The following is a 16,201-nucleotide window of genomic DNA, read 5'->3' on the forward strand; positions in this document are numbered from 1 at the left end:
GAAGTGACCGCCAGGCAGCGGAACTCCGGCAAACTTCACAAGACACGTTGATCACCGTCCGTACTCAAGGAAGGACAAATGAACCCCGACGCTCCCGCACCCCGCAGTGACCTCGACGCAGGCACTGCTCCAGGCACCTCCAGAACCGATCCGAACCGGCAGGTCCGCGGCGACGAACGCCGCGAGCTGACCGAGCACGTCACCGCCGAATACCTGAAAGGGCAGAGCATCCGGGACATCGCCTCAACCATAGGACGCTCATACGGGTTCGTGCACCGCCTCCTCAGCGAAGGTGGCGTCAAGCTCAGAACCCGCGGCGGCGCCCGCAAGGCGCGCGGGCGCTGACACGGCGCGCCGCGTCCCGCACCCTCACGCGGGACCGGGGCCGCCGACCCGCGCGAGCGGCGCGTCTTCGCCGCCGGACGGCCGCCGACGCGATGCCGAGCCCGCCATCGGCACTCCCGCGCCCCGCGTGCCCGCCGCGCGAGTCTGAAGCCGTCCGGCCAGGCCCGCGTCACTCGCGGCGGCCGTGAAATAAACGCCGGACCTCCCTGCGTTGATAATCGGTGGCGCGATCACGCGCAGCACGACCAAGCCCAAGCCCCGCCGACCGCAGACCCTTGGGCGCCTGACGTTCGGGAGGCCAAGTGTCATCAATGGGAGCCGGGGGATGGGACGCCATGCGCTCCCTGCGGCGAGGCGACGACCTCAAGGGCGTCAAGCTCACCCGCGGCGTCAAGCGCCGCATCCTCCGCTTCGCCAGGCCCTACGCCCGCGACATCGTGATCTTCCTGATCCTGGTCACCGCCATCGCCGCGATCGGCGTCGCCACCCCCGTCCTGGCCGGCGACATCGTCAACGAGCTCACCGCCCCCGGCGGCACCCAGCGCGGCGTCCTGACCTTCGCCGCCATCATCGCCGCGCTCGCCCTCGTCGAAGGCGTCGTCTCGCTCTTCATGCGCTGGTACGGCGCGAAACTCGGCGAAGGCATCATCCTCGACCTGCGCCGCGCCGTGTTCGACCACGTGCAGTCCATGCCGGTCGCCTTCTTCACCCGCTCGCAGACCGGCGCGCTCGTCTCCCGGCTCAACAACGACGTCATGGGCGCCCAGCGGGCCTTCACCTCCACCCTCTCGGGCCTGGTCTCCAACGGCATCGCCGTCGCGCTCACCCTCGGCGTCATGTTCTTCCAGTCCTGGCAGATCACCCTGCTCTCGCTGGTCCTGGTGCCCGTCTTCATCATCCCCGCCAAATGGGTCGGCAGGCGCCTCGCGGCGCTCACCAAGGAGAGCTTCGACCTCAACGCCGCCATGAACACCCAGATGACCGAGCGGTTCAATGTGGGCGGCGCGATGCTCGTCAAGCTCTTCGGGCGCCCCGAGACCGAGTCCGACGAGTTCAGCCAGAAGGCCGACCGCGTGCGCGCCATCGGCGTCACCACCGCGATGTACGCGCGGACCTTCATCGTCGCGCTCACCCTCGTCGCCGGGCTCTCGCAGGCCCTCGCCTACGGCCTGGGCGGCTCGCTCGTCTTCGGCGGCACGCTGACGGCCGGGACGGTCGTCACCCTCGCGCTGCTGCTCACCCGCCTCTACGGGCCGCTGACGGCCCTGTCGAACGTGCGCGTCGACGTGATGAGCGCGCTGGTGAGCTTCCAGCGGGTCTTCGAGGTCCTCGACCTCAAGCCGCTGATCCAGGACGCCGAGGACGCTAAGGAGCTGCCCGACGGCGCGTCGTCGATCGCCTTCCGCGGCGTGGAGTTCCGCTACCCGGGCGCCGCGGAGGTCTCGCTGGCGAGCCTGGAGGACCTGGCGCGGCCCGACCGCAGCGACAACGGGCGCACCGTCCTGCACGACGTGTCGTTCACCGTCGAGCCGGGGGAGCTGGTGGCGCTCGTCGGGCACTCGGGGTCCGGCAAGACCACCACGGCGAGCCTGGTGCCGCGCCTGTACGACGTGACCGGCGGCGCGGTCGAGATCGGCGGGATCGACGTGCGCGAACTCCAGCAGGCCTCGCTGGCCGCCCACATCGGGATGGTCACCCAGGACGCGCACCTGTTCCACGACACGGTCCGCGAGAACCTGCGCTACGCCAGGCCGGAGGCGAGCGACGTCGAGATCTGGGAGGCGCTGGAGCGCGCGCAGATCGGCGACGTGGTGCGGCGCCTGGAGTCCGGGCTCGACACGGTGGTGGGCGAGCGGGGCTACCGGTTCTCCGGCGGCGAGAAGCAGCGCCTGGCGATCGCCAGGGTCCTGCTCAAGGCCCCGCCGATCGTGATCCTCGACGAGGCGACGGCGCACCTGGACTCGGAGTCCGAGGCGGCCGTGCAGGACGCGCTCGACACGGCCCTGGAGGGCCGGACGTCGCTGGTGATCGCCCACCGGCTGTCGACGGTGCGCCGGGCGGACAAGATCCTGGTGCTGGAGAACGGCCGGGTCGTCGAGACGGGTGCCCACGAGGACCTGGTGGCCCGCGGCGGCCTCTACGCGGAGCTGTACCGGACGCAGTTCGAGGAGCGCAGCGGAGCGAACCGGATGTAGGGCGCGGAGCGCAGCGGAGCGAACCAGGTGTAGGGCGCGGGGCGCAGCGGAGCGAACCGGATGTAGGGCGCCGAGCGCAGCGGACCGCGTGTAGCAGCGCTGAGCGCAGCGGAGCGCGCGCCCAACGCTGAGCGAGGCGAAACGGTCCGGATGCACAGAGCGCCGGACGAAGCGAGACGGTCGGCGTGCGACAGCGCCGACCAGAACCGGCGCCGACCGCCCCGCCCCTTCCCGCCTCGGTGAAGCTGGGACGGGAGGGGCGCGCATCGCCGAGGGAGGCGGAATCCAGACCGAAAACCGGGTATGCACACGGTGCAAACCCCCGCAAAACGCTCCGGTTTCAGTGAGTTGGCCCATATCAGCTGGAAGCAAACACGGATAATCCCTGCTCAGGTCGCTCGATGCGAGGATTTTTTCGTGATGCCCGGTTACACGGAGGCGAAAGTGCTGTAAGGTCCAATAGCCACCCCGGTCAGGCAACTGCCGGGTTGGTGAAGCGCCAGTAATGGCGGCACATCTCAGATCAAACAACGGTCCGGTTCTACTAGGTCTTCAACCCCCTGGGACGACCGGCCGCCGATCTGAAAATCAACATCGCAAGGATAGTAAGTAATGGCGCAAGGCACCGTGAAGTGGTTCAACTCTGAGAAGGGCTTCGGCTTCATCGCTCCCGATGGAAACGGCCCGGACGTTTTCGTCCACTTCTCCGCTATCAGCGGAAACGGCTACCGTTCCCTGGAAGAGAACCAGCGGGTGGAATTCGACGTCGAGCAGGGCAAGAAGGGTCCGCAGGCCGCTAACCTGCGCACCATCTAGTCCCGTCTCTTAGCACACGAAGCCGCTGCCCTTCAATGCGAAGGACAGCGGCTTCTATGCTGCCCGCAGCCGGACAGCGCAATGGCCGATTCCCATTGCGCCCGGTCGGCTGGCCGCCCCCTCGCACGGAAATCCGGTTGAGCGTGTCGGATCCGCCGACCACACTGAACGCCATGCAGATAACCGAGTTCGACGCCTCCGATCCCGACCGCATCGCGGGCGCCTTCGACGTCCTCACCGCCGCGCACGCCGCCGACACGCCGGAGAACCCGGTCCCGGTGCGGCGCTTCTTCGAGACCACCTTCACCCATCAATGGCCCGGCCGCGCCAGGCGATGGTTCGCCGCCGAAGAGGAAGGCCGCGTCGTCGGTCACCTGTCCGTCACCTTCCATCTCGACTCGAATCCGCACCTCGCCCAATTCCGACTGCACGTCCACCCCGACCACCGCAAGCGCGGCATCGGCTCGGCGCTCCTCGACCAGGCCGTCGAGCTCAGCCGGGAGGAGGGCCGCACCACGCTCAACACCGAGGCCCCGCTCTTCTGGGAAGGCGGCCCGGTCCGCTCCGAGGCGGGCGCGAGGTTCCTCGAGAAGCGCGGGTTCTCGCGGGCGCTCACCTCCGTCAACCGCCGCTGCGCGGTGGACGCGATCGAACCGTCCGAAGAGGACCGCATGTTCGCCGAGGCACTCGATGCCGCGGGCGACGCCTACGAACTGCGCCAGTGGATCGGCCGCACCCCCGACGACCTCGTCGTCTCCCTGTGCCGCATGGACACGATGATCCTCAGTGAGGTCCCGCTCGGCGAGCTCGACGTGGAGCCCGAGGAGTCCGACGTCGAGAAGATCCGCGCCGCCGAGGCCGTCAACGAGGCCGAAGGCCTCATCATGGTCGACAGCGTCGCGGTCGACAAGGCCACCGGCGAGATCGTCGCCTGGAGCGGCATCGGCGTGGACGAGGGCCCCTACACCGCCGCCCACCAGGGCATCACCATCGTCGACCCGGCGCACCGCGGCCACCGCCTCGGCCTGCTGACCAAGCTCGCCAACCTCCGGCAGCTGCGCGAGCGCTTCCCGAACGTGCGGACCATCTGGACCGACAACGCCGACGTCAACGCCCACATGATCGCCATCAACGTCGCGCTCGGCTACGAGACCGTCGACGCCGTGGGCGAATACCAGCGCAAGCTCGAAGCCTGAGGAGCACCATGGAGATCCAACGCCTCGATCCCACCGACGCCGACCAGGTCGACCGCGCCTGGGCACTGCTGGAACGCGTCCACCGCGCCGATACGCCCGAGCTGCCTCGCGGGCCGAAGCGCTACTTCAGCGACGAGCTCGCGCAGCCCCTGCCGCACGCCGAGCTGCGCGGCCACCTCGCGGTCGACGGCGAGCAGGCGCTCGGTTATCTGCGCGTCTACCTGCCGATGAAGGAGAACGCCCACTACGCCGAGGCCGAGATATCGGTCCACCCCGAGCACCGACGCCGCGGCGTCGGCACGGCCCTGCTCGAGCACCTGCTGGAGACCGCCCGCACCGAATCCCGCACCGAAGTCGTCGTCGTCGCCCGCGCCACCTGGAAGGACGGCCCGGTCCGCTCGACTGCCGGACCGGAGTTCCTGGAGAAGCACGGCTTCACCGCAGCGCTCACCGAAGTGCACCGGCGTCTGGAGGTCGCGGCCTTCGACGCCGCGACCGAGCGGCGCCTCCGATCTGAGGCCGAGGCGGCCTCCGGCGATGACTACGAGCTCGTGTGCTGGGCCGGGCGCACCCCCGAGCGGTACCTGGAGCAGCTGGGCCGCATCGACTCCATGATCTTCGACGAGATCCCGCTCGGCGATGTGGACCTGCGCAGCCGCGAGATCGACGTCGACCACGTCCGCGCCCGGGACGACCGCGATGAAGGCGTGGGGGTGACGTGCCTCCGCGCCGTGGCCGTCCACAAGGGCAGCGGCGTCATGGCCGCGAACTCGGCGCTCTTCGCCCTGAAGGACGACACCGACGCCTACCAGGGCATCACCATCGTCGACCCGGCGCACCGCGGACACCGGCTCGGCCTGCTGACCAAGCTCGCCAACCTGCGGCAGCTGCGCGAGCGCTTCGGACACGTCACAGCGATCTGGACCGGCAACGCCGACGTCAATGCGCACATGGTCGCCGTCAACGAGCGCCTCGGCTTCGAGCCGGTCGACGCCCTCGTCTCCTACAAGCGCACATAGGAGCGTTGACCCCCTGGGAGCGACCGGTTAATTCGATTGCTCCCGGGCCGTCGACTCGCGACACTGAACCCCATGGAAATCATCGAACTCGATCCCGCGGACGGCGACCTCGTCTCCGGCGCCTTCGACGTCATGCGCGCCGCCCACGCGGCCGACGCCCCCGAGCACGCGCCGCCCCACAAGGGCGTGTTCGTCAAGTGGCTCGCCCACCCCAGCCCCGATGCGGACGAAACCATCTTCGTCGCCGTCGAAGGCGGCACCGTGGTCGGCAAGCTGGACATCGGCCTCCCCAACCGGGACAACCTGCACTTCGCCGGGGCCGACCTGATCGTCCACCCCGACCACCGCCGCCGGGGCATCGGCACGGCGCTGCTGGAGCAGTTCATCGAGCACGCCCGCGCCGCAGGACGCACCGAATTGTCCACCGCAACCCACATGACCTGGGAAGACGGTCCCGAACGCAGTGAAGCGGGGCGGCGCTTCCTTGAGAAGCACGGCTTCAAGCTCGCTCTGACCTGCGTCATCCGCCGCTGCGCGACCGACGCGATGAGCCCCGAAGCCGAGCAGGCCCTCCTGGACCGGGCCGTCGCCGCCGCGGGCGAGGAGTACGAGGTCATCTCCTGGCTCGGCCGCACCCCGGCCGAACTGGTCGACACCATGTGCCGCCTGGACTCCATGATCCTGTCCGAGATCCCGCTGGGCGACCTCGAACTCGAGCCGGAGACCATCGACGCGGAACTCAAGGAGGCCAAGGCCGTCCGCAATGAGGCCGTGGGCGTCATCCCGGTCACGACCGTGGCGCGCCACCGCGCCTCCGGCGAGGTCGTCGCCAACACCGTCATCGGCGTGTTCGACGACCCGGACTTCCAGCACGGCTTCCAGTGGATCACCATCGTCGACCCCGGACACCGCGGCCACCGGCTCGGCACGCTCACCAAGGTGGTCAACCTGCGCCTGCTGCGCGAGCAGTTCCCGAACGTGGGGACCATCTGGACCGACAACGCCGACGTCAACGCCCACATGATCGACATCAACGTCAAAATGGGCTACGAGACCGTCGACGCCTCAGGTGAATACATACGCAGACTCGACGCCTGAGAAGGTGTCGCTACCCACAAGCCGGCCATGGCGGTGGCGTGAGCTCCTCATGGTCGGCTATTGTCAATAGTCGGCCCGTCAAGTGGCCCGATCAGGCGCGTCCCGCCCCCATCACCGTCGGCTCATGGTGAAATCAAAGCATCCGCGGAACGTGCATCGCACATGTCCTCGCGGAAGGCGAACCATGACCATTGAACCGACGTCGTCGGATGCTGCCGTAGAACAGCCCGACACCCCGAACGAAGCACCTGAGACCACCACCGAGGCCCCCGCGGCCGCCGCCGAGAGCGGCGAGGCGACCGTCCAGGCCGAGGCATCCGAAGCCGAGGCACCCGAAGCCGAGGCGTTCACCGTCGAGACCGACGAAGTGAACCCCGAATCGGACCAGCCCGCCTTCGAAGACCTCGGACTCCCCGAGAAGATCACCGCGGCACTCGCCGAGCGGGGCATCGAGACGCCCTTCCCGATCCAGGCCGCCACCATCCCCGACGCGCTCGCCGGGCGCGACGTCCTCGGCCGCGCCCAGACCGGCTCGGGCAAGACCCTCGCCTTCGGCCTGCCCGCCCTCGCCCGCCTCGCCGCGGGCGGACGCACCAAGCCGAAGCACCCGCGCGCGATCATCCTGACCCCCACCCGCGAACTCGCCATCCAGGTCGCCGACTCGCTCCAGATCTTCGGCGACGCCGTCGGCATCGAGATGAAGGTCGTCTGCGGCGGCACCGCGTTCTCCCGCCAGATCGACGCGCTCCGCGCCGGGGTCGACATGCTCGTCGCCACCCCCGGCCGCCTGCGCGACCTGATCCGCCGCGGCGAATGCTCCCTGGACTCGGTCGAGCTCGCCGTCCTCGACGAGGCCGACCAGATGGCCGACATGGGCTTCCTGCCCGAGGTCGAGGAGCTGTTCGACCAGCTGCCCGAGGGCGGCCAGCGCATGCTGTTCTCGGCCACGCTGGAGAACGAGATCGACGTCCTCGTCCGCAAGTACCTGTCCGAGCCCGTCGAGCACTCGGTCGACCCGTCGGCCGGCGCGGTCACCACCATGACCCACCACCTGCTGCTCATCGGCCCGCGCGACAAGGCCACCATGACCGCGGCCGTCGCCGGACGTCCCGGTCTGACCATGGTCTTCGTGCGCACCCAGCTCGCCGTCGACCGCATCGCCGACGAGCTGCGCGAGGCCGGCGTCAACGCCGAGGGCCTGCACGGCGGCATGTCCCAGCAGGACCGCTCCAAGGTCCTCGACCGGTTCAAGAACGGCCGCCTCGACGCGCTGGTGTGCACCGACGTCGCCGCGCGCGGCATCCACGTCGACGGCGTCGACATGGTGCTCCACGTCGACCCGCCGAAGACCCACAAGGACTACCTGCACCGCGCGGGGCGCACCGCCCGCGCGGGCCAGTCCGGCGCCGTCGCCACCCTGGTGCTCCCGCACCAGAACCGCAGCATGTTCAGCCTCATCGAGCGCGCCGGCATCGAGGCCAAGCGTCACTTCGTGAACGACAACTTCGACGCCGAGCTCGCCGAGCTGCTCGGGGCGCGGAACTTCACCGACCTGCGGGCCGCCCGCGCCGAGCACCAGGCGACCCAGAACGAGGCCGAGGTCCAGCGCATGGAGCGCCAGATCGAGCGGCTCCGCGAGGACGTCGAAGGGCTGAAGGCCGAGGCCGTGCGCCTGCGCGAGCAGGCCGAGCGCGAGCTCGTCGAGGGCCCGTCCAAGCGCGATCGCCGCGACAAGGGCCCCAGGCGCGACCGCGACGACCGCGGTGGTCAACGCGGCGGCGGACGCGGCGGCTACGGCCGCGGCGGACAGGGCGGCGACCGCCGGGGCGGCGGCTACCGGGGCAGCCGCGACGACCGCGGCGAGCGCGGCGGCTACCGCGGGGGCCGTGACGGCGACCGCCAGGGCTACCGGGGCGACCGCGAGGGCGGTTACCGGGGCCGTGACGACCGCGGCGGCTATCGCGGCAACCGCGACGGCGACCGCCAGGGCTTCCGCGGCAATCGCGATGACCGCGGCGGCTACCGCGGCAACCGCGACGGCGACCGCCAGGGTTACCAGGGCAACCGCGATGACCGCGGCGGCCGGGGCGGCGGCTTCCAGGGCAACCGGGACCGTCGCGACCGCTGGGACGGCGACCGTCGCGACCGCGACGACCGTCCGCGCCGCAGCTGGTAGCACCACATAGACGAACGCCGGACGGCCCCGAGGAGCACCGCTTTTCGGGGCCGTCCGCTGCTGTCATCTAAGATATATATCGACAACGAGGCATCCGGTTTCGTGGATCACGGCCCCGCCTCGACCGGGGCGCTCACACCTCACTAATGACGGCGCACCGCGTCCTCGACGAGCCCGAGGATCCGCGTGATCTCCAGATCCTCGCGGCCGGCGGCCAGGTAGTGCGTCAGGCCGTCGTAGACCAGCTGCAGGAACCCCGCCAAGACCTCGATGTCGATGTCGGTGCGCAGGACGCCGAGCTCCCTCTGGTGCTCCAGGCGCTCCCTGCTGGCCTCGGCGATCGCCTCGCGCCGGCGCCCCCACGCCTCGGCGAACTCCGGGTCGGTGCGCAGCCGCCGCGCCACCTCGAGCTGGGTGCCGAGCCAGCCCGCCGTCTCGGGCTTGTCGGCCGCGGCCGTCAGATCCTGCATGACGCCGACCAGGCCGCGCTCGCCGACCGTCGCGGCCATCTCGGCCGCGTCGACCGAGGCCACGGCCAGGAACAGCGCGTCCTTGTCGCGGAAGTGGTGGAAGATCGCCCCGCGCGAGAGCCCGGTGGCCTCCTCGAGACGCCGCACCGTGGCCCCCTCGTATCCGAAGCGGGCGAAGCAGGAGCGGGCGCCGTCCAGGATCTGCTGGCGGCGCGAGTCGAGGTGTTCTTGGCTGACGCGAGGCACGCGGCAATCTTGCCATCCGCCTGCGACCGCGGGCCAGTGTGTCGCCTACCGTAGGGCCATGATCCAGCATTCATTCGAGTCCGGGCCGGAGGTGGGCGGCCGATGAAGCTCAGCGACTTCTGGGAGCGCATGGACGAGACCTTCGGCGCCGGATACGCCCGCAGCGTCGCCTCTGACCACTCCATCGGCATGCTCGGCGACCGCACCATCGACCAAGCGCTCGCCCAAGGCGAGAACGCGAAGGCCGTGTGGATCGCGGTGTGCCGGACCTGGCCCGACCGCGTGCCCGCGCGCCTCGTCCGCTGAGGCCCCGCCGGACGCGTCCGGCGTGTGCTTCGTCGCTGCGAGATGCGCCTTGTTCGAACAGGCCGTTGCCCTAGGTTGTCGGTCGAGGGGACTACCGTATTCGACATGGCGAAGCAAACTGCATCTAAAGGGGGCGGCATGGCGAACCCACAGGACAAGGGCAAGGCGCTCGATCTCGCGCTGGCCCAGATCGACAAGCAGTTCGGCAAGGGCTCGGTCATGCGACTGGGGGAGAAGCCCAAGCAGAACATCAAGACCATTCCGACCGGTTCGATCGCGCTCGACGCCGCGCTCGGCGTCGGCGGCCTGCCGCAGGGCCGGATCGTGGAGGTGTACGGCCCGGAGAGCAGTGGTAAGACCACGATCGCGCTGCACGCTATGGCGAACGTCCAGGCCGAAGGCGGCATCGCGGCGATGATCGACGCCGAGCACGCGCTCGACCCGATCTACGCCGAGGCCCTCGGCGTCAACGTCGACGACCTGCTCGTCAGCCAGCCCGACACCGGTGAGCAGGCCCTGGAGATCGCGGACATGCTGGTCCGCTCCGGCGCGGTCGACCTCATCGTGATCGACTCCGTCGCGGCGCTCGTGCCCCGCGCGGAGATCGAGGGCGAGATGGGCGACTCCCACGTCGGCCTCCAGGCCCGGCTCATGAGCCAGGCGCTCCGCAAGATCACCGGCGGTCTGAACAACACCGGCACCACCATGATCTTCATCAACCAGCTGCGCGAGAAGGTCGGCGTGATGTTCGGCTCGCCCGAGACGACCTCGGGCGGCAAGGCGCTGAAGTTCTACGCCTCCGTGCGCTTGGACATCCGCCGCATCGAGACGCTGAAGGACGGCGGCGAGGCCGTCGGCAACCGCACCCGCGTGAAGGTCGTGAAGAACAAGGTCGGATCGCCGTTCAGGCAGGCCGAGTTCGACATCCTGTACGGGCACGGCATCTCCAGGGAGGGCTCGCTCATCGACATGGGCGTCGAGCACGGCATCGTCAAGAAGTCCGGCGCCTGGTACACCTACGAGGGCGACCAGCTCGGCCAGGGCAAGGAGAAGGTCCGGCTCAACCTCAAGGAGAACCCGGACCTCGCGCTCGAGATCGAGAAGAAGATCAAGGAGAAGCTCGGCGTCGGCGCCGATGTCACCGCCGAGGCCGCGGGTGAGGCGGAGAGTGAAGAAGCCGCAGTCGACTTCTAAGCCGGACGATCCGGAGGCCGCCCGGCAGTACTGCCTCAGACTGCTGTCGGGGCGGCCCCGGACGCACTCCGAGCTCGGTGACGCCATGCGCCGCAAAGGCTTCACCGAGGACGTCGTGGCCGACATCCTGGAGCGCTACTCGGAGGTCGGCTTGATCGACGACGCGCTGTTCGCGCGGGCGTGGGTCGACTCGAGGCACCGCGGCCGGGGGCTCTCGAAGCGGGCGCTGGCGGGGGAGCTGCGCCGGAAGGGCGTCGACGCCGAGTACGTGGAGGCGGCGGTCGAGGCGGTGAGCGACGAGGACGAGCGCGAGGCGGCGTTGGAGCTGGCCAGGAGGCGGTACCGCAGCCTGGCGGGCCAGGAGCCGGAGGCCGTCCTCCGCAAGCTGGTGGGGATGCTCGCCAGGAAGGGCTACGGCGCCGGTGTGGCGATCCCGGTGGTGAAGCAGGTCCTGGCCGAGGCCGATGAGGAGGCGGCGGAGCTGCTCGACGAGGAGTCCCACTTCGAGTGAGCTCGACGAAGCGGTGGGGCTGAGCGATCATGTCGCCGCGCCTCGCGCCTCGCGCCTCGCGCCTCGCGCCTCGCGCCTCGCGCCTCGCGCCTCGCGCCTCGCGCCTCGCGCCTCGCATTTCACCCGAAATCGTGACCTCGCTCCCCTCTCCGTAAGATTTCCGCCATAGTGCGCCCGGTCATTCACAACGTCCTCGCTGCGTGGGAACCGTGTTCCAGAGTTTGGACGGTCGCCGGTCCGTGAGGAGCTGTTAACGCGATCGACATACGATGGGCCACGACGACGCAGCGCCGCGCCCGGTCCTTTCGTCTCTCCTTACCTTTGCGAGGTATCCATGACCGAACCGAAACCCGTCGTGGTGGTAGCAGACCCACTCGCGCCCGCAGCGATCGAAGTGCTCTCCGGAGACTTCGACGTCCGGGAGATCGACGGAACGGACGTCAGCTCCCTCCACGCCGCGCTCGCCGACGCCGAGGCCGTCATCGTCCGCTCCGCCACCAGGATCGACGCCGCGGCCCTCGAAGCCGCGCCGAAGCTCAAGGTCGTCGCGCGCGCGGGCGTCGGACTCGACAACGTCGACCTCCCCGCCGCCACCCAGCGCGGCGTCATGGTCGTCAACGCGCCGACCTCCAACATCGTCTCGGCCGCCGAGCAGGCCATCACGCTGCTGCTCGCGGGCGCGCGCCACACCGCGCGCGCCGACGCCTCGCTCCGCGCGGGCCGCTGGGACCGCAAGAAGTTCACCGGCGTCGAGATCCAGGGCAAGACCCTCGGCGTCATCGGCTTCGGCAAGATCGGCCAGCTGGTCACCACCCGCATGCAGGCGTTCGACATGGACGTCGTCGCCTACGACCCGTACGCGCAGCCCTCGCAGGCCGCGAAGCTCGGCGTCAAGCTCGTCAGCCTCGACGAGCTGCTCGCCGCATCGGACTTCATCACCATTCACCTGCCGAAGACGCCCGAGACCCTCGGTCTCCTCGGCGAGGACGCGTTCACCAAGGTCAAGCGCGGGGTGCGGATCGTCAACGCCGCCCGCGGCGGCCTGGTCGACGAGGCCGCACTCGTCGCGGCCCTGAAGGACGGCCGCGTCGCGGGCGCGGGCATCGACGTGTTCGACTCCGAGCCGTGCACCGACTCGCCGCTGTTCGAGCTCGACAACGTCGTGGCCACCCCGCACCTGGGCGCCTCCACCCGCGAGGCCCAGGACAACGCCGGGCTGGCCGTCGCCAAGAGCGTCAAGCTCGCGCTGTCGGGCGAGTTCGTGCCCGACGCCGCGAACGTCCAGGCAGGCGGCGTCGTCGCCGAGGACGTGCGCCCGCTCCTGCCGCTGGCCGAGCGCCTCGGCAAGACCTTCACCGCGCTGGCCGACAGCGCCGTCCAGTCCGTCACCGTCGAGGTCCGCGGCGAAGTGGTCGCCAACGACGTCTCGGTGCTCCAGCTGGCCGCCTCCAAGGGCCTGTTCGCCGAGGTGGCCGACTCGGTCACCTACGTGAACGCGCCGCTGGTCGCCGAGCAGCGCGGCGTCGAGCTGGGCCTGTACACCTCGACCGAGTCGCCGGAGTTCCAGACCCTGGTCACCCTGCGCGGCGCGCTGGTCGACGGCACCACCCTGACGGTGTCGGGCACGCTCAGCCCCGGCCCGCACGAGACGCGCAGGCTCACCCAGGTCGACGGCTTCGAGGTCGACATCGACGCCGAGGGCTCGCTGCTGTTCCTGCGCTACACCGACCGCCCGGGAGTGGTCGGCCTCATCGGCGGCACCCTGGGCGACCTGGGCATCAACATCGCCGCGATGCAGGTGGCCCGCAAGGCCGCCGGAGGCGACGCGTTCATGGTGATGGCCACCGACGCGCCGGTTCCGTCCGAGGTGCTCGGCCGGATCAAGGAGACCGTCGGCGCCTCGGCCGCCAGCGCGGTGACGCTCGAGGACTGACGCGGGGCCTCCGCTGACGTGGAGATCCACCGCCTGGTTCCACTTGCTGAGAGCCATTCGTCGGAATGCGGGACGGGTGCGTTAAGGTGAACGCACCCGCCCGCATTCCGCGTTTCCGGGCCGATCGGCCCTCTGTGAAACTCGCGAACCGCAGCTCGTGGCGGGAATCAGGTGCGGTGCGTCAGTTCACTCCACCGCATCGAGGATCGAAACGCGTCAGCGCGCTGAGGAACGAAATCAGAGAGGCAGCATGAGCAGGATCGCGGTCATCCCCGGCGACGGGATCGGGCAAGAGGTCATCGCCGAGGCCCGGAAGGTGCTCGACGTGGCCCTTCCCGGTTACGAGGCCACCGAGTACGACCTCGGCGCGCGCCGCTACAACGCCACCGGGGAGGTGCTCCCCGAAACCGTGCTGTCCGAACTCGACGAACACGACGCGATCCTCCTGGGCGCCATCGGCGACCCGTCGGTCCCGCCCGGCGTGCTCGAGCGCGGCCTGCTGCTGAAGCTCCGCTTCGAGTTCGACCAGTACGTGAACCTGCGGCCCAGCCGCCTCTACCCGGGCGCGTCCACGCCGCTGGCCGACGTCAAGCCCGGCGACATCGACTTCGTGGTGGTCCGCGAGGGCACCGAGGGCCTCTACACCGGCGCGGGCGGCAACCTCCACACCGGCTCGTCCGCCGAGATCGCCACCGAGGAGAGCCTGAACACCCGCTACGGCGTCGAGCGGGTCGTCCGCGACGCCTTCGAGCGCGCCAAGCGACGAGGCGGCCGCCTCACCCTCGTCCACAAGACCAACGTGCTCGTCCACGCGGGCGGCCTGTGGCAGCGGGCCTTCAACGACGTCGCCGAGGAGTACCCGGACATCACCACCGAGTACCAGCACGTCGACGCCGCCGCCATGTTCCTGGTCAGCCGCCCCCACACCTTCGACGTGATCGTCACCGACAACCTGTTCGGCGACATCCTCACCGACATCGCAGCCGCCGTCACCGGCGGCATCGGACTGGCCGCCTCGGGGTGCGTCAACCCCGACCACACGCACCCCTCGACGTTCGAGCCCGTCCACGGCTCGGCTCCCGACATCGCCGGGCAGGGCATCGCCGACCCGATCGCCGCGATCTCCTCGACCGCGCTGCTGCTCGAGCACCTGGGCCGGGCCGACGCCGCCGCCGCGGTGAACGCCGCGGTCGAGCGCGAGCTGTCCGGGCGCGACGCGGGCGCCAAGGTCCGCACCGCCGAGGTAGGCGAGCGAGTAGCCGCCGACGTCGCCGGACAACTGAGCTAGCGAGCCACCAGCTCTGACTACGCCCGGCGAGTGACACTCGCCGGGCGTTTCCGTGTCGTTCGCGACCCGAACACGACCTGCCTGACAACCTGAACGAGCGGTAAGTTAGGCACAGCACCCATGTACAGCACAGGCATTGACGAAGGACTTCCCATGACCACCGATGGTCTTCCCGACCTGCGGCGCGAGCCGCACCCGAACCCGATCCCCGCCGCCGAGCGCGAGCGCTTGATCGCCGACCCCGGGTTCGGCTCCCTGTTCACCGACCACATGTTCACCATGTCGTACCACGCCGACCGCGGCTGGCACGACGCCCGCGTCAGGCCCTTCGCGCCGATCACCCTGTCCCCTTCGGCGGCGGTGCTGCACTACGCGCAGGAGATCTTCGAAGGGCTCAAGGCCTACCGCTACCCCGACGGCGGCATCGGCCTGTTCCGCCCCGAGGCCAACGCCAGGCGCATGAACCTCTCGGCCGAGCGGATGGCGATGCCGCACCTGCCCGAGCAGTGGTTCCTCGACTCCATCGCCGAGCTGCTCGCCGTCGACGGCGACTGGGTGCCCGGCCAGGAGGAGGCCAGCCTGTACCTGCGGCCGTTCATGTTCGCCTCCGAGCAGTTCCTGGGGGTGCGTCCGGCGAAGGAGTACCAGTACCTGGTCATCGCCTCGCCCGCGGGGGCCTACTTCAAGAACGGCCCGCAGCCGCTCACGCTGTGGGTCTCCGAGGAGTACAACCGCGCCGGGCCCGGCGGCACCGGCGCCGCCAAGTGCGGCGGCAACTACGCCGCCAGCCTGCTGCCCCAGTCGGAGGCCATCGAGCACGGCTGCGACCAGGTGGTGTTCCTCGACGCGGTCAACTACGAGTACGTCGACGAGCTCGGCGGGATGAACCTGTTCTTCGTGTACGAGAACGAGCGGGTCGTCTACACCCCGAAGCTCGGCACGATCCTGCCCGGCATCACCCGCGACGCGATCTTCACGCTGGCCTCGGAGTCCGGCTGGGAGGTCCGCGAGACCGACTACGCGCTCACACGATGGAGGGACGACGCCGAGTCCGGGGCGCTCACCGAGGCGTTCGCCTGCGGCACCGCCGCGGTCATCACCCCGATCGGGACGGTCAAGAGCCGCAAGGGCGAGTTCACCGTCGCGGGCGGCGAGGCCGGCAAGTTCACCATGCAGCTGCGCCAGGCGATCCTCGACATCCAGCACGGCCGCGCCGAGGACACCCACGGGTGGACGACGCGGATCGCCTAGGGGAGGCCCTTCGGGGCAGCGCCGAATCCGAGTCCGTTTGTCTACTCGCAGTGCTGTTTTATGGCTCGAAATCCTTTTGGTGTGGCCGGTTCGCGGCTCGCGAGCCGGCCACACCAAAAGCCCGGCAGCGCAGTGAACGGGCCGGACACGGCCCCGG

The 16,201-nt window shown here is 69.9% G+C and carries 14 protein-coding genes; 13 read left to right on the forward strand and 1 reads right to left on the reverse strand.

Annotated elements, in window-relative coordinates; genetic code table 11:
• Positions 1-78: 78 nt before the first annotated feature.
• From H613_RS24485 to H613_RS24505, 7 genes are all read left to right on the forward strand, one after another.
• Positions 79-345 (forward strand): helix-turn-helix domain-containing protein, encoded by a 267-nt coding sequence (locus tag H613_RS24485; RefSeq protein ID WP_051392969.1) that lies wholly within the window; start codon positions 79-81, stop codon positions 343-345.
• 311 nt (positions 346-656) lie between these two features.
• Positions 657-2,540 carry an ABC transporter ATP-binding protein gene (locus tag H613_RS0105245; protein ID WP_035736278.1) on the forward strand — a complete coding sequence of 628 codons (1,884 nt, stop codon included), beginning with the start codon at positions 657-659 and terminating at the stop codon, positions 2,538-2,540.
• Positions 2,541-3,152: 612 nt separating this feature from the next.
• Complete coding sequence (locus H613_RS0105250) at positions 3,153-3,356, forward strand: cold-shock protein (protein ID WP_026922995.1); 204 nt, start codon at positions 3,153-3,155, stop codon at positions 3,354-3,356.
• 173 nt (positions 3,357-3,529) lie between these two features.
• Positions 3,530-4,552 carry a GNAT family N-acetyltransferase gene (locus H613_RS24490; RefSeq protein ID WP_169731952.1) on the forward strand — a complete coding sequence of 341 codons (1,023 nt, stop codon included), beginning with the start codon at positions 3,530-3,532 and terminating at the stop codon, positions 4,550-4,552.
• An 8-nt stretch (positions 4,553-4,560) separates the two neighbouring features.
• Positions 4,561-5,571: a GNAT family N-acetyltransferase gene (locus tag H613_RS24495; protein WP_051392971.1), complete on the forward strand. Its 1,011-nt coding sequence runs from the start codon at positions 4,561-4,563 to the stop codon at positions 5,569-5,571.
• A gap of 36 nt (positions 5,572-5,607) precedes the next feature.
• Complete coding sequence (locus tag H613_RS24500; RefSeq protein ID WP_281171174.1) at positions 5,608-6,669, forward strand: GNAT family N-acetyltransferase; 1,062 nt, start codon at positions 5,608-5,610, stop codon at positions 6,667-6,669.
• Between the two features lie 184 nt (positions 6,670-6,853).
• On the forward strand, positions 6,854-8,845 hold the full coding sequence (locus H613_RS24505) for a DEAD/DEAH box helicase (protein WP_051392973.1): 1,992 nt from the start codon (positions 6,854-6,856) through the stop codon (positions 8,843-8,845).
• 143 nt (positions 8,846-8,988) lie between these two features.
• Here H613_RS24505 and H613_RS0105275 read toward each other — a convergent pair whose 3' ends face one another.
• Entirely contained in the window at positions 8,989-9,561 is a 573-nt protein-coding gene (locus tag H613_RS0105275; RefSeq protein ID WP_026922996.1) for a TetR/AcrR family transcriptional regulator, read from the reverse strand.
• 102 nt (positions 9,562-9,663) lie between these two features.
• Here H613_RS0105275 and H613_RS0105280 point away from each other — a divergent pair, with 102 nt between their 5' ends.
• From H613_RS0105280 to H613_RS0105305, 6 genes are all read left to right on the forward strand, one after another.
• Positions 9,664-9,867, forward strand: a complete 204-nt coding sequence (locus tag H613_RS0105280; RefSeq protein ID WP_026922997.1) for a DUF3046 domain-containing protein — start codon at positions 9,664-9,666, stop codon at positions 9,865-9,867.
• Positions 9,868-10,005: 138 nt separating this feature from the next.
• Complete coding sequence (recA, locus tag H613_RS0105285; RefSeq protein WP_026922998.1) at positions 10,006-11,061, forward strand: recombinase RecA; 1,056 nt, start codon at positions 10,006-10,008, stop codon at positions 11,059-11,061.
• Positions 11,036-11,572 carry a regulatory protein RecX gene (locus H613_RS0105290; protein ID WP_026922999.1) on the forward strand — a complete coding sequence of 179 codons (537 nt, stop codon included), beginning with the start codon at positions 11,036-11,038 and terminating at the stop codon, positions 11,570-11,572. The genes recA and H613_RS0105290 overlap by 26 nt, the downstream gene beginning before the upstream one ends.
• Positions 11,573-11,906: 334 nt before the next feature.
• Entirely contained in the window at positions 11,907-13,505 is a 1,599-nt protein-coding gene (gene serA, locus H613_RS0105295; protein ID WP_026923000.1) for a phosphoglycerate dehydrogenase, read from the forward strand.
• Between the two features lie 250 nt (positions 13,506-13,755).
• On the forward strand, positions 13,756-14,793 hold the full coding sequence (locus H613_RS0105300; RefSeq protein WP_026923001.1) for a 3-isopropylmalate dehydrogenase: 1,038 nt from the start codon (positions 13,756-13,758) through the stop codon (positions 14,791-14,793).
• Between the two features lie 153 nt (positions 14,794-14,946).
• Positions 14,947-16,044, forward strand: coding sequence for a branched-chain amino acid aminotransferase (locus H613_RS0105305; protein WP_051392974.1), 1,098 nt, complete (start codon positions 14,947-14,949; stop codon positions 16,042-16,044).
• The last annotated feature ends 157 nt before the right edge of the window (positions 16,045-16,201 follow it).

Source organism: Glycomyces arizonensis DSM 44726, assembly GCF_000482705.1.
Lineage (GTDB): Bacteria > Actinomycetota > Actinomycetes > Mycobacteriales > Micromonosporaceae > Glycomyces > Glycomyces arizonensis.